The 13,341-nt window shown below is 71.3% G+C and carries 10 protein-coding genes, 2 rRNA genes and 1 pseudogene (1 of these 13 cut by a window edge); 11 read left to right on the forward strand and 2 right to left on the reverse strand.

Annotation, left to right across the window (positions count from 1 at the left end):
* The 4 genes and pseudogenes from BLW86_RS29195 to BLW86_RS44110 all read left to right on the forward strand — a co-directional run.
* A 23S ribosomal RNA gene (locus BLW86_RS29195) occupies positions 1–2,130 on the forward strand (it extends 992 nt beyond the left edge of the window).
* Between the two features lie 106 nt (positions 2,131–2,236).
* Positions 2,237–2,353, forward strand: a 5S ribosomal RNA gene (gene rrf / locus BLW86_RS29200).
* Between the two features lie 166 nt (positions 2,354–2,519).
* Positions 2,520–3,428: pseudogene (locus BLW86_RS44105) on the forward strand (tetratricopeptide repeat protein); the annotation flags it as partial.
* A 369-nt stretch (positions 3,429–3,797) separates the two neighbouring features.
* A complete protein-coding gene (locus BLW86_RS44110) occupies positions 3,798–4,580 on the forward strand; it encodes a tetratricopeptide repeat protein (RefSeq protein ID WP_218138071.1) in 783 nt (260 codons plus the stop codon).
* A 62-nt stretch (positions 4,581–4,642) separates the two neighbouring features.
* Here BLW86_RS44110 and BLW86_RS29210 read toward each other — a convergent pair whose 3' ends face one another.
* Positions 4,643–5,938: a DUF1015 domain-containing protein gene (locus BLW86_RS29210; protein WP_093876796.1), complete on the reverse strand. Its 1,296-nt coding sequence runs from the start codon at positions 5,936–5,938 to the stop codon at positions 4,643–4,645.
* 82 nt (positions 5,939–6,020) lie between these two features.
* Between BLW86_RS29210 and BLW86_RS29215 the strand changes: the two genes are divergently transcribed.
* Positions 6,021–7,097: an HAD-IIA family hydrolase gene (locus tag BLW86_RS29215; protein ID WP_093876797.1), complete on the forward strand. Its 1,077-nt coding sequence runs from the start codon at positions 6,021–6,023 to the stop codon at positions 7,095–7,097.
* Between the two features lie 111 nt (positions 7,098–7,208).
* Entirely contained in the window at positions 7,209–8,075 is an 867-nt protein-coding gene (locus BLW86_RS29220; protein ID WP_093876798.1) for an ABC transporter ATP-binding protein, read from the forward strand.
* A 131-nt stretch (positions 8,076–8,206) separates the two neighbouring features.
* On the opposite strand, the gene BLW86_RS29225 is transcribed toward BLW86_RS29220, so the two are convergent.
* Positions 8,207–8,554, reverse strand: coding sequence for an SCP2 sterol-binding domain-containing protein (locus tag BLW86_RS29225; protein WP_093876799.1), 348 nt, complete (start codon positions 8,552–8,554; stop codon positions 8,207–8,209).
* A 42-nt stretch (positions 8,555–8,596) separates the two neighbouring features.
* Here BLW86_RS29225 and BLW86_RS29230 point away from each other — a divergent pair, with 42 nt between their 5' ends.
* The 5 genes from BLW86_RS29230 to BLW86_RS29250 all read left to right on the forward strand — a co-directional run bounded on the left by BLW86_RS29230 (position 8,597) and on the right by BLW86_RS29250 (position 13,297).
* A complete protein-coding gene (locus BLW86_RS29230) occupies positions 8,597–8,860 on the forward strand; it encodes a hypothetical protein (protein ID WP_093876800.1) in 264 nt (87 codons plus the stop codon).
* 7 nt (positions 8,861–8,867) lie between these two features.
* The gene (locus tag BLW86_RS29235; RefSeq protein WP_093876801.1) at positions 8,868–9,683 is read left to right on the forward strand and encodes a TlyA family RNA methyltransferase; all 816 of its coding nucleotides are present in this window, start codon (positions 8,868–8,870) and stop codon (positions 9,681–9,683) included.
* Positions 9,680–10,603, forward strand: coding sequence for an NAD kinase (locus BLW86_RS29240; RefSeq protein ID WP_093876802.1), 924 nt, complete (start codon positions 9,680–9,682; stop codon positions 10,601–10,603). The genes BLW86_RS29235 and BLW86_RS29240 overlap by 4 nt, the downstream gene beginning before the upstream one ends.
* An 82-nt stretch (positions 10,604–10,685) precedes the next feature.
* A complete protein-coding gene (recN, locus tag BLW86_RS29245) occupies positions 10,686–12,428 on the forward strand; it encodes a DNA repair protein RecN (protein WP_093876803.1) in 1,743 nt (580 codons plus the stop codon).
* Entirely contained in the window at positions 12,425–13,297 is an 873-nt protein-coding gene (locus BLW86_RS29250) for a hypothetical protein (protein WP_256341461.1), read from the forward strand. The genes recN and BLW86_RS29250 overlap by 4 nt, the downstream gene beginning before the upstream one ends.
* The last annotated feature ends 44 nt before the right edge of the window (positions 13,298–13,341 follow it).

The raw sequence follows: 13,341 nt of genomic DNA on the forward strand, positions 1-13,341 counted from the left end.
GGGTTACTGACCTTAGCCAAACTCCGAATGCCGGTAAGTGAGAGCGCGGCAGTGAGACTGTGGGGGATAAGCTCCATGGTCGAGAGGGAAACAGCCCAGAGCATCGACTAAGGCCCCTAAGCGTACGCTAAGTGGGAAAGGATGTGGAGTCGCAGAGACAACCAGGAGGTTGGCTTAGAAGCAGCCACCCTTGAAAGAGTGCGTAATAGCTCACTGGTCAAGTGATTCCGCGCCGACAATGTAGCGGGGCTCAAGCGTACCGCCGAAGTCGTGTCATTGCAGCGTATAGCCCCAACGGGTGTTGTGATGGGTAGGGGAGCGTCGTGTGCCGGGTGAAGCAGCCGCGGAAGCGAGTTGTGGACGGTTCACGAGTGAGAATGCAGGCATGAGTAGCGATACACACGTGAGAAACGTGTGCGCCGATTGACTAAGGGTTCCTGGGTCAAGCTGATCTGCCCAGGGTAAGTCGGGACCTAAGGCGAGGCCGACAGGCGTAGTCGATGGACAACCGGTTGATATTCCGGTACCCGCTTTGAAACGCCCAATACCGAATCCTCTGATGCTAAGCCCGTGAAGCCGTTCCGGACCCTTCGGGGAAAGGAAAGTGGTGGAGCCGGCGAACCGAGGTGGTAGTAGGTAAGCGATGGGGTGACGCAGGAAGGTAGTCCAGCCCGGGCGGTGGTAGTCCCGGGGTAAGGGTGTAGGCCGTGTGATAGGCAAATCCGTCACACACCAAGGCTGAGACCTGATGCCGAGCCGATTGTGGTGAAGTGGATGATCCTATGCTGTCGAGAAAAGCCTCTAGCGAGTTTCATGGCGGCCCGTACCCTAAACCGACTCAGGTGGTCAGGTAGAGAATACCGAGGCGTTCGGGTGAACTATGGTTAAGGAACTCGGCAAAATGCCCCCGTAACTTCGGGAGAAGGGGGGCCACGCCCGGTGATCGGACTTGCTCCGTGAGCTGGGGGTGGCCGCAGAGACCAGCGAGAAGCGACTGTTTACTAAAAACACAGGTCCGTGCGAAGCCGTAAGGCGATGTATACGGACTGACGCCTGCCCGGTGCTGGAACGTTAAGGGGACCGGTTAGTCACATTTCGGTGTGGCGAAGCTGAGAACTTAAGCGCCAGTAAACGGCGGTGGTAACTATAACCATCCTAAGGTAGCGAAATTCCTTGTCGGGTAAGTTCCGACCTGCACGAATGGCGTAACGACTTCTCGACTGTCTCAACCATAGGCCCGGTGAAATTGCACTACGAGTAAAGATGCTCGTTTCGCGCAGCAGGACGGAAAGACCCCGGGACCTTTACTACAGTTTGATATTGGTGTTCGGTTCGGCTTGTGTAGGATAGGTGGGAGACTTTGAAGCCGTGACGCCAGTCATGGTGGAGTCGCCGTTGAAATACCACTCTGGTCGTGCTGGATGTCTAACCTCGGTCCGTGATCCGGATCAGGGACAGTGTCTGATGGGTAGTTTAACTGGGGCGGTTGCCTCCCAAAGGGTAACGGAGGCGCCCAAAGGTTCCCTCAGCCTGGTTGGCAATCAGGTGTTGAGTGTAAGTGCACAAGGGAGCTTGACTGTGAGACCGACGGGTCGAGCAGGGACGAAAGTCGGGACTAGTGATCCGGCGGTGGCTTGTGGAAGCGCCGTCGCTCAACGGATAAAAGGTACCCCGGGGATAACAGGCTGATCTTCCCCAAGAGTCCATATCGACGGGATGGTTTGGCACCTCGATGTCGGCTCGTCGCATCCTGGGGCTGGAGTCGGTCCCAAGGGTTGGGCTGTTCGCCCATTAAAGCGGTACGCGAGCTGGGTTTAGAACGTCGTGAGACAGTTCGGTCCCTATCCGCTGTGCGCGTAGGAATATTGAGAAGGGCTGTCCCTAGTACGAGAGGACCGGGACGGACGAACCTCTGGTGTGCCAGTTGTCCTGCCAAGGGCATGGCTGGTTGGCTACGTTCGGGAGGGATAACCGCTGAAAGCATCTAAGCGGGAAGCCTGCTTCGAGATGAGTATTCCCACCTCCTTGAGAGGGTAAGGCTCCCAGTAGACGACTGGGTTGATAGGCCGGATGTGGAAGCCCCGTAAGGGGTGGAGCTGACCGGTACTAATAGGCCGAGGGCTTGTCCTCAGTTGCTCGCGTCCACTGTGTTAGTTCTGAAGCAACGAACAGTTGCTGGTTTCTGGAGCTAGAACACAACTACAGAGTGTGCTTGTTCGCTCGAAACCGATAGGGTTTCGGTGGTCATAGCGTTAGGGAAACGCCCGGTTACATTCCGAACCCGGAAGCTAAGCCTTTCAGCGCCGATGGTACTGCAGGGGGGACCCTGTGGGAGAGTAGGACGCCGCCGAACAATTCTTCAGGACCCCTGGTCCCAGCGTTCACGCTGGGACCAGGGGTCCTTTTGTTTTTTGCTTGACTTTCCGATGCGCGGCTGAGTGCCGGCTGCGCGAGAATGACTGCAGTACCCGAAGACAGGAGTCACACCGATGTCCACCAACTCTCCCGACGACCGTCCGGAGCGCGAGCCGCGTCGCAGGGACGGTGCAGGTGGCGACCGGGGCGGCTTCCGCGGGCCGCGCCGTGACGACAACCGTGGTGGCGGCGGCTTCCGCCGTGACGACCGTGGCGGTGACAACCGCGGTGGCGGCTTCCGCCGTGACGACCGGGGTGGCGACAACCGCGGTGGCGACAACCGTGGCGGCGGCTTCCGCCGTGACGACCGGGGTGGCGACAACCGCGGTGGCGACAACCGTGGCGGCGGCTTCCGCCGTGACGACCGGGGTGGCGACAACCGCGGTGGCGACAACCGTGGCGGCGGTTTCCGTCGTGATGACCGCGGTGGCGACAACCGTGGCGGCGGTTTCCGCCGTGACGACCGTGGCGGGGACCGTCCGTCCTTCCGTCGGGACGACCGGCCTTCGTACGGGCAGCGTGACGACCGCCGTGATGACAACCGCGGCGGTGGCTTCCGTCGTGATGACAGCCGCGGTGGTGACAGCCGTGGTGGCGGTTTCCGTCGTGACGACCGTGGCGGTGACAACCGCGGCGGTGGCTTCCGTCGTGATGACCGCGGTGGCGACAGCCGTGGCGGCGGTTTCCGCCGTGACGACCGTGGTGGGGACCGTCCGTCCTTCCGTCGGGACGACCGGCCTTCGTACGGTCAGCGTGACGACCGGGGCGGCGACCGTCCGCCCTTCCGCCGGGACGACCGGCGTGATGAGCGGCCGTCGTCGTTCCGTCGGGACGAGCGTCCCTCGTACGGGCAGCGTGACGACCGCGGTGGCGACAACCGTGGCGGCGGCTTCCGCCGTGACGACCGGGGTGGGGACCGTCCGTCCTTCCGTCGGGACGAGCGTCCCTCGTACGGGCAGCGTGACGACCGCCGTGATGACAACCGTGGCGGCGGCTTCCGCCGTGACGACCGGGGCGGCGACCGTCCCTCGTCGTTCCGTCGGGACGACAGCCGGGGCGGCGACCGTCCCTCGTCGTTCCGCCGTGACGACCGGGGCGGCGACCGTCCCTCGTCGTTCCGTCGGGACGACAGCCGGGGCGGCGACCGTCCCTCGTCGTTCCGTCGGGACGACAGCCGGGGCGGCGACCGTCCCTCGTCCTTCCGTCGGGACGACAACCGTGGTGGCGGCTTCCGCCGCGATGACAGCCGTGGCGGTGGGTTCCGTCGCGACGACCGGGGCGGCGACCGCGGCGGGTTCCGCGGGCGTGACGACCGGGGCGGTTACGGACGTCGCGACGACCGTGGCGAGCGGGACCGTGGCGACCGCGCGCCCATCAAGCGTCTGCCGATCCCGCCGGAGGTCACCGGTGAGGAGATCGACCCGGACGTGCGCCAGGAGCTGATGAGCCTGCCCAAGGGGCTCGCCGAGGAGGTCTCGCGCAACCTCGTCATGGTCGCCCAGCTGATCGACGAGGACCCGGAGAAGGCCTACGGCTACTCCAGGATCGCCCTGCGGCTCGCGTCCCGCGTCGCGGCCGTCCGTGAGGCGGCCGGTTTCGCCGCGTACGCGACGCAGAAGTACTCCGAGGCGCTGGCCGAGTTCCGGGCCGCGCGCCGGATGAGCGGCGGTGTCGAGCTGTGGCCCGTCATGGCCGACTGCGAGCGCGGCCTCGGCCGGCCCGAGCGGGCCCTCGCCATGGCCGGTGAGCCCGAGGTGCAGAAGCTGGACAAGGCCGGACAGGTCGAGATGCGGCTCGTCGCCGCCGGCGCCCGCCGGGACATGGGGCAGCTCGACGCGGCCATCGTGACGCTGCAGAGCCCCGAGCTCGCCTCCAGCGCCGTGCACCCGTGGACCGCGCGCCTGCGGTACGCGTACGCCGACGCGCTGCTCGCCGCCGGCCGTGAGCGCGAGGCGCGGGAGTGGTTCGCGAAGGCCCTGGAGGCCGACAAGGACGGCGCCACGGACGCCTCCGACCGGCTCGCCGAGATGGACGGCGTCGAGTTCGTCGACGCGATCGACGAGTCCGAGGACGAGTCCGAGGAGTCTCAGGGGTCCGGTGTCGTCGAGCTCGACGACGAGGACGACGAGGACGACGAGGACGACCGGGACGGCGACAAGGGCTGATCCCCCGGAGCAGTGAGAAGGGCGGCACCCGCTGGGTGCCGCCCTTCTTCGTTCCTGTGCCCTCAGTCCAGGGCCAGGCTCCTCAGGACCAGGCCCGTCGCGGGCTTCGGGCCGAAGGAGGTCGACTTGCGGGGCATCGTGACGCCCTGGCGGGCGAGGTCGCGGACGACCTCCTCCCGTACCGGATGCATGAGGACCGCCGTGCCGCCGCGGCGTTCCGCCTGGGCGACCGCCGCCTCCGTGTCGTGGATGTAGGCGATGTCCTCGGGGGCGTCCGGGATCTGCCAGACGTGCTCCAGGAGGGTGGAGTGCAGGACCGTCGCGTCCAGGGTCCGCCAGGCCTGGGGGCGGTCGGTGCGGATCGTGCGGTCGAGGAGGGCGGGGTCCGGGCGGTCGAGGAGGTGGAAGCCGCCGTCGCCCGCGAGGAGGAAGGCGTTTCCCTCTGCCGTGGCGGCCGCCAGGGCCTCCAGGGCCTCGGGGAGCGGCTGGTCGATCCTGCGCACCCGGAACGCGTCTCCGAGGGCCGTGAGGGCGTCGGAGACCGGCAGGCGGTTGAGGAGCCGGTGGATCGCGCGGACCCGCAGGGGGTAGCGGGCGGTGTCGACGAGGAGGACCAGGCCGTAGTTCCAGGGGCCGGGGGCCGCGTGCTCCTCGCGGAGGCGCAGGTACGTCGCCCAGCGGTGGTGGCCGTCGGCGATGAGGGCCTGATGGCGGGCCAGGTCGCCGGCGATCGTGGCGAGTTCGGCGGGGTCCGTGACCGACCACAGGCGGTGCTGGAAGCCGTCCTCCGTGGTGGTGGAGAGCAGGGGCTCGTGCCGGACGGTGCGCTCGATGACCGCGTCGGCGCCGCCCTCGTCGTCCCCGACGTAGGTGAGGAGCAGGGGCTCCAGGTTGGCGGCCGTGGTCCGCATCAGGGCGGCGCGGTCCTCGACGACGTGCGGCATGACGTCCTCGTGGGGCAGGACGACGCCCTCCGCCGGGGTGGAGAGCTCCAGGGCGCCGATGACGCCGCGCTGGAGGATGCCGTCGCCCTGCTGCTCGTACACGTAGAGCGCGGGCTCCGGGTCCGGGGCGAGGACGCCGTCCGCGAGCCAGCGGTCGAGGGTGACGGCGGCCTTGCGGTGGCGGGTGCCGGCGGTGATCGCCTGCGGGAGGATCAGCCGGACGATGTTGTGGGGGTCGGCGGACTCCAGATGGAGCAGTCCGTCAGGTCGTACGACGACGTCGTAGGGAGGGGACGTCACGGCGGCGAGGCTGCCGACCCGCTCGGGGACGTACCGGAGTCCGCGGAACGGGACCAGGCGCAGGCCTGTGGCGTCGTCGCGGACGTCGTCGGCCGCGTGACCTGATGTGTTCATCCCGTCATCGTATGTGGGGGAGGGGCATGAGCGATGATCGGGGGAGCGGGGCGATTCACCCGCGTGATCCGAGGAGTGTGTGGTGGCGGTGCGGAACGATCAGGGGCGGCGGGACGGCGGCAGGAAGCGCCCGGCGGGCAGTGCGGTCGCGCTGAGCGAGGCGTACGACACGGTGCTCCTGGACCTGGACGGTGTCGTGTACGCGGGCGGGGAGCCCGTCCCGCACGCCGTGGAGGCGCTCGGGACGGCCCGGGCCGACGGGATGCACCTGGCGTACGTCACCAACAACGCGCTGCGGACGCCCGACGAGGTGGCGGAGCACCTGACGGAGCTGGGCGTGCCGGCGGAGGCCGGGGACGTGGTCACCTCGGCGCAGGCGGTGGCCCGGCTGATCGCGGACGAGGTGCCGGCGGGGTCCAGGGTGCTGGTCATCGGCGGCGAGGGGCTGCGGGTGGCGCTGCGCGAGCGGGGCCTCGTGCCGGTGGAGTCGGCGGACTACGACCCGGCGGCGGTCGTGCAGGGGTACGGCGGGCCGGAGATGCCGTGGGGGAGGTTCGCGGAGGCGGCCTACGCGGTGGCGCGGGGCGTGCCGTGGTACGCCTCGAACACCGATCTGACCATTCCCGGGGCGCGGGGGATCGGGCCGGGGAACGGGGCGGGCGTGGAGGTCGTGCGCATCGCCACCGGGGGCCGGTTCGAGCCGAAGGTCGCGGGGAAGCCGCTGCCGCCGATGCACCGGGAGACGGTGCTGCGGACGGGGGCGGAGCGGCCGCTGGTGGTGGGGGACCGGCTGGACACGGACATCGAGGGCGCGTTCAACGGCGGGGTGGACTCGCTGCTCGTGCTGACCGGGGTGACGGACGTGGCGCAGCTGCTCGCGGCCGTGCCCGAGCAGCGGCCGACGTATGTGGCGGCCGATCTGCGGGGGCTGCTCGTGGGGCAGCCCGAGGTCGTCGCGGACGCGGACGGGGGCTTCGTGTGCGGGGGGTGGCGGGCCTCCGTGAGCGGCGGTGAGCTCGTCCTCGACGGCGCGCCGGGCGAGGGGGCGGACGTGCTGGACGCGGTGCGGGCGCTGTGCGGGGCGGCCTGGTCGGAGGCGGACCGGCCGGGCGCGGGTGTGCCGGACGCGGGGAAGGTGCTGGCGCTTCTGGGGGTGTGAGCCCCCGGCATCCCGGGCAGGGGGCGAAGTTGGGTAGGCTAACCTAACTTCGCGTGGGTCGTGGTCGTCACCGCGGGGCACGACCACGGACGAGACAGCGGGAGTGCGGGTATGAACGGTCGGCAGCAGCAGCGCCTGAGCGCGGAATCGGTCACCCTGGCCTACGAGCAGCGGGTCATCGCCCGCGATCTGTCCGTCGCGATCCCCGACAACTCGTTCACCGTCATCGTCGGGCCCAACGCCTGCGGCAAGTCCACCCTCCTGCGCGCCCTCTCCCGGATGCTGAAGCCCAGCGAGGGCCGCGTCCTGCTCGACGGGCAGTCCATCCACACGCTGCCCGCCAAGAAGGTCGCCAAGGCCCTCGGGCTGCTGCCCCAGACCTCCGTGGCCCCCGACGGCATCACCGTCGCCGACCTCGTCGCGCGCGGCCGCTATCCGCACCAGGGGCTGCTGCGCCAGTGGTCCCAGGAGGACGAGCGGATCACGCGCGAGTCCATGGCGGCGACCGGCGTCGCCGAGCTGGCCGACCGGTACGTGGACGAGCTCTCGGGCGGTCAGCGCCAGCGCGTCTGGATCGCCATGGCGCTCGCCCAGCAGACGCCGCTGCTGCTGCTCGACGAGCCCACCACGTACCTCGACATCCAGCACCAGATCGACGTCCTCGATCTGTGCGCCGAGCTCCACGAGACGCAGGGGCGGACGCTCGTCGCCGTCCTCCACGACCTCAACCACGCGGCCCGGTACGCCACCCACCTCATCGCCGTCCGCGACGGCGAGGTCGTCGCCGAGGGGCCGCCGTCGGAGGTGGTGTCCGCCGAGCTGGTCGAGCGGGTCTTCGGGCTGCACTGCCAGGTCATCGACGACCCGGAGACGGGGACGCCTCTGGTCGTGCCGGCCGGGCGGAAGGCGCGCGGCCGGGCGGCCGCGGCGGCCCGTGCGGAGGAGCCGGCCGGTCAGGAACCCGCGCTGCAGAAGTGACCTCCAGGCGGTCGCGCTGAAGGGAGGGGGCACGCGGGCCGCGGGAGGGCGTGCTGAAGGGGGGCTCACAGGCGCGGGAGGGCGCTTTGAAGGGGGCGCGAGGGCGCAGGCGGTCGCGTTGAAGGGGCGCGCTACAGAAGTGACCTCAGGCGCAGGAGGTCGCGGAAGCCGGCTTCCAGTCTGACCCGGCCCGAGGCCCAGGCCTTCGCGAAGTTCAGCTCGCCGTCCACCATCGCCACCAGGTCGTCGCCGGTCATCGCGAGCCGGATGTCCGCCTTGGCCGGCGGCGGGCCCGCCACCGTGGCGTCGACCCGGATCCGGCCGTCCGCGAGTCGGCCCGTGAACGTCGTGTCGAGGTCGGTGATGTGGCAGCTCAGGCTGCGGTCGAGCGCGGCCGCACCGCGCACGCCCTCGTCCGCCCGCGCGAGATTGTCGGAAAGTCTGTCCAGTGCGCCGCGGCACTCCGTGATCGTCGCCATCGCCGTCGACGGTACCCCAGGGCTTCGCGGTAGCGTCGAGGCATGAGCGACGCCACCCCCGAAGCCCCGCAGGAGCAGGCCCCGGCCGAGACGCACGGGCCCGCAGGACCCGCACCGCTCGGTGTCGCCCCGGAGCCCACCGGCCATCCCGCCGTCGACGCCCGCCTCGCGCGTCTCGCCGAGCTGGACCACCTCCCGGCGGACGGACACCTGGAGGTGTACGAGGATGTACACCGTGGGCTGCGCGCCGAGCTGACCTCGCTCGACACGCATCCCGCCCCCCGTCCGTACGACAACAGGAGCTGAACCGAACGTGGCAGGAGTGGCACGCCGCCGTCTCGACGCCGAGCTGGTCCGGCGCAAGCTCGCGCGCTCGCGCGAGCACGCCAGCCAGCTGATCGCCGCGGGCCGGGTGACCGTCGGCAAGACCGTCGCCACCAAGCCCGCCACCCAGGTCGAGACCGCCGCGGCCATCGTCGTCGTCCAGGACGACTCCGACCCCGACTACGTCTCGCGCGGCGGCCACAAGCTCGCCGGGGCCTTCGCCGCCTTCGTGCCGCGGGGACTGAAGGTCGAGGGCCGGCGCGCCCTGGACGCCGGAGCCTCCACCGGCGGCTTCACGGACGTCCTGCTGCGCGCGGGCGCCGCCCACGTCGTCGCCGTCGACGTCGGTTACGGGCAGCTCGCCTGGTCGCTGCAGAGCGACGAGCGCGTCACCGTGAAGGACCGCACGAACGTGCGCGAGTTGACGCTCGACGCCATCGACGGCATCCCGGTCGACCTCGTCGTCGGCGACCTGTCCTTCATCCCGCTCGGCCTCGTCCTGCCCGCCCTCGCGGCCTGCACGGCGCCCGACGCCGACCTCGTCCTCATGGTCAAGCCGCAGTTCGAGGTGGGCAAGGAGCGGCTCGGCACCGGCGGAGTCGTACGCTCCACCGAGCTCCGCGCGGACGCCGTGAAGAACGTGGCCCGGCGGGCCGGCGAGCTCGGCCTCGGCGTCCTCGGCGTCACCGCCAGCCCGCTGCCCGGTCCCTCCGGCAACGTCGAGTACTTTCTGTGGCTGCGGGCAGGCGCGCCCGCGCTGGATCCGGCGGACGTCGACCGCGCCGTGGCGGAGGGACCTCGTTGAGCTCAACTGCAGCAGCACCATCGGGAACAACACGCACCGTCTTCCTGCTCGCGCACACCGGCCGGCCGGCCGCCGTGCGCAGCGCCGAACTGGTCGTCCTGGGGCTGCTGCGCTGCGGCATCGGCGTCCGCGTCCTGGAGGCCGAGGCCGCGGACCTGCCGCTGCCGCCGTCCGTCGAGAGGGTGCCGGAAGGCTGTCCCGACGCGCTCGACGGCTGTGAACTCCTCGTCGTCCTCGGCGGCGACGGCACCCTGCTGCGCGGCGCGGAGTTCTCCCGCGCCTCCGGCGTGCCCATGCTCGGCGTCAACCTGGGGCGCGTCGGCTTCCTCGCCGAGGCCGAGCGCGACGACCTCGACAAGGTCGTCGACCGGGTCGTCACCAAGGCGTACGAGGTCGAGGAGCGGATGACCCTCGACGTCGTCGTGTACGAGAACGGCGACGTCCTGTACCGCGACTGGGCGCTCAACGAGGCCGCCGTGCAGAAGGTCTCGCCGGAGCGGATGCTGGAGGTCGTGCTCGCGATCGACGGGCGCCCGGTGACCGGCTTCGGCTGCGACGGGGTGATCTGCGCGACACCCACCGGCTCCACCGCGTACGCCTTCTCGGCGGGCGGCCCGGTCGTCTGGCCCGAGGTCGAGGCGCTGCTCATGGTCCCGATCGGGGCCCACGCCCTCTTCGCCAAGCCGCTGATCACCACCCCCCAGTCGGTGCTCGCCGTCGAGGTCGAGCCGCACACCCCGCACGGGGTGCTGTGGTGCGACGGGCGGCGGACGGTGGAGCTCCCCGCGGGGGCCCGCGTCGAGGTGCGGCGGGGCGCCGTGCCGGTCCGGCTCGCCCGGCTGCACCACGCCTCCTTCACGGACCGGCTCGTCGCCAAGTTCGCCCTGCCCGTCTCGGGATGGCGGGGCGCACCGCGCTGACGCCCCCGGCGGGTCCGTAACGAACGGCGCGTCCGGGAGTCACGGCCGGGGGCGATGTCGCATCGGACCCGGTAAACCTCGTATGGTCTGGGGCGTGCTGGAGGAGATGCGGATACGGTCGCTCGGGGTCATCGACGACGCGGTGGTCGAGCTGTCGCCCGGATTCACCGCGGTGACCGGTGAGACCGGTGCGGGCAAGACCATGGTCGTGACCAGCCTGGGGTTGCTGCTCGGCGGACGTGCCGACCCGGCCCTGGTGCGGATCGGCGCGGCCTCGGCCGTCGTCGAGGGGCGGATCAGCGTGCCTCCGGGCTCGTCCGTCGCCGCACGTGCCGAGGAGGCCGGTGCCGAGCTCGACGACGGCGTGCTCCTCGTCAGCCGTACCGTCTCCGCCGAGGGACGCTCGCGGGCCCACCTGGGCGGGCGCTCCGTGCCCGTCGGGCTGCTCGCCGAGCTCGCCGACGAGCTCGTCGCCGTCCACGGCCAGACCGACCAGCAGGGCCTGCTCAAGCCGGCCCGGCAGCGCGGCGCGCTCGACCGGTACGCGGGCGAGGCCGTCTCCGTGCCGCTCGCCGCCTACGGCGAGGCGTACCGGCGGCTGCGCGCCGTCACCGCCGAGCTGGACGAGATCACCACCCGGGCCAGGGAACGCGCCCAGGAGGCCGATCTGCTGCGCTTCGGCCTCGGCGAGATCGAGGCCGTCGCCCCGCTGCCCGGCGAGGACGTCGAACTCGCCGCCGAGGCCGAGCGGCTCGGGCACGCCGAGGCCCTCGCCTCCGCCGCCGCGCTCGCGCACGGCGCGCTCGCGGGCAACCCCGAGGACCCCGAGGCCGTCGACGCGACCACCCTGGTCGCCGGCGCGGGCCGGGCCCTGGAGGCCGTACGGTCGCACGACCCGGCGCTCGCCGGGCTCGCCGACCGGATGGGCGAGATCTCGATCCTGCTCTCGGACGTCGCGCAGGAACTGGCCGGGTACGCCGACGACCTGGACGCCGACCCGCTGCGGCTCGCCGCCGTCGAGGAGCGGCGGGCACTGCTCACCCAGCTGACGAGGAAGTACGGCGAGGACATCGGCGCCGTCCTCGCCTGGGCGGAGGAGAGCGCGACGCGGCTCGGCGAACTCGACAACGACGACGACCGGATCGAGGAGCTCACCGCCGAACGGGACCGGCTGCGCGACGAACTGTCGGTGCTCGCCCAGCGGCTCACCGACGCGCGCACGGAGACGGCCGCCCGGTTCGCCGACGCGGTCACCGCCGAACTCGCCTCGCTGGCCATGCCCCACGCGCGCGTGTCCTTCTCCATCACCCAGACCGAGGACCCCGAGGGCGTCGAGGTCAGCGGCCGGCGCGTCGCCTACGGCCCGTCCGGGGCCGACGAGGTCGAGCTGCTGCTCGCCCCGCACCCCGGCGCCCCGCCGCGGCCCATCGCCAAGGGCGCGTCCGGCGGTGAGCTGTCCCGGGTGATGCTCGCCGTGGAGGTCGTCTTCGCCGGGGTCGACCCCGTGCCGACGTACCTCTTCGACGAGGTCGACGCGGGCGTCGGCGGCAAGGCGGCCGTCGAGATCGGCCGTCGGCTCGCCAAGCTCGCCAAGTCCGCCCAGGTCGTGGTCGTCACCCACCTCCCGCAGGTCGCGGCCTTCGCCGACCGGCAGCTGCTCGTCGAGAAGACGAACGACGGCTCCGTGACCCGTTCCGGCGTCACCGTCCTGGAGGGCGAGGAGCGGGTCCGGGAGCTGTCCCGGATGCTCGCCGGCCAGGAGGACTCCGAGACGGCCAGGGCCCACGCGGAGGAGCTGCTCGCCACGGCGCGGGCGGACGCGTGACCCCGAGTCCGGGGCGCCTCGGTCCGGTCGCCGGGGCTTTCGGGGCGGCGCGGCTCGGTACGGTCGCCGAAGGCTTCGGGGCGGCGCGGAGGGGTGCGGCCGTCGGGGCTTTCGGAGCGACGACGCGGCTCGGTGCGGTCGCCCGGGGCTTCGGGGCGACGCGGCTCGGTACGTTCGCGGCCGCCTTCGGGGCGACGCGGCTCGCGTACGGGCAGCTGAGGCGGCGGCCGCCGGGGAACCCGGGCAGCTGGCAGCGGACCAACCACGCCGGCCGGCCGGTCCTTCTCCAGGCCGGTCCGGCCGCCGCCTTCGGCTCGGCGGCCGCCGCCCTGCCCTCGGCACCCGCCGCCGCCCTGGCCGTCGCGGCGGCGGCCGCGTGCGGGCGCTACGACGACCTGCGCGGTGACCACCGGCGCGGATTCCGGGCGCATCTGACGGCGCTTCGGGACGGCGAGGTCACCAGCGGGACCGTCAAGCTCCTCGGGATCGGTGCGGCCTCGCTCGTGGCCGGATCCCTCCTCAAGGAGAAGCCCGTCGACAAGGCCCTCGCCGGGGTCGTCATCGCCGGTACCGCGCACCTGGTGAACCTCGTGGACGTACGGCCGGGGCGCGCGGGCCTCCTCGTGCTCGGGCTCGCCGCGCCGGGGCTGCTGCGAGGGACGCCCGCCGCGGCTCCGATGGGGGCCGCCGCGGCGCTCCTCGCCGACGACCTCGGCGAGGTGAGCATGCTCGGCGACATGGGCGCGCACGCGCTCGGCGCCGCCGTCGGCAGCGCCGTCGCCGCCTCCCACGGGCGGCTCGGACTCGCCGCGCACGCGGCCGGTCTCGTCGCCGCCGCCGTGTGGGGGGAGCGGACGGCGTCCGTCTGAAGGGCGTGAGCGTGGTGCGGGGGAGCGGACGGGACGCTTGTGCG

Source organism: Streptomyces sp. TLI_105 (assembly GCF_900105415.1).
Lineage (GTDB): Bacteria > Actinomycetota > Actinomycetes > Streptomycetales > Streptomycetaceae > Streptomyces.

Bases quoted from the DNA above. Each gene is read 5' to 3' on its own strand.
- BLW86_RS29210 (WP_093876796.1), bottom strand. From the start codon at position 5,938: ATGAACACATCAGGTCACGCGGCCGACGACGTCCGCGACGACGCCACA.
- BLW86_RS29220 (WP_093876798.1), top strand. From the start codon at position 7,209: ATGAACGGTCGGCAGCAGCAGCGCCTGAGCGCGGAATCGGTCACCCTG.
- BLW86_RS29225 (WP_093876799.1), bottom strand. From the start codon at position 8,554: ATGGCGACGATCACGGAGTGCCGCGGCGCACTGGACAGACTTTCCGAC.
- BLW86_RS29230 (WP_093876800.1), top strand. From the start codon at position 8,597: ATGAGCGACGCCACCCCCGAAGCCCCGCAGGAGCAGGCCCCGGCCGAG.
- recN (WP_093876803.1), top strand. From the start codon at position 10,686: ATGGTCTGGGGCGTGCTGGAGGAGATGCGGATACGGTCGCTCGGGGTC.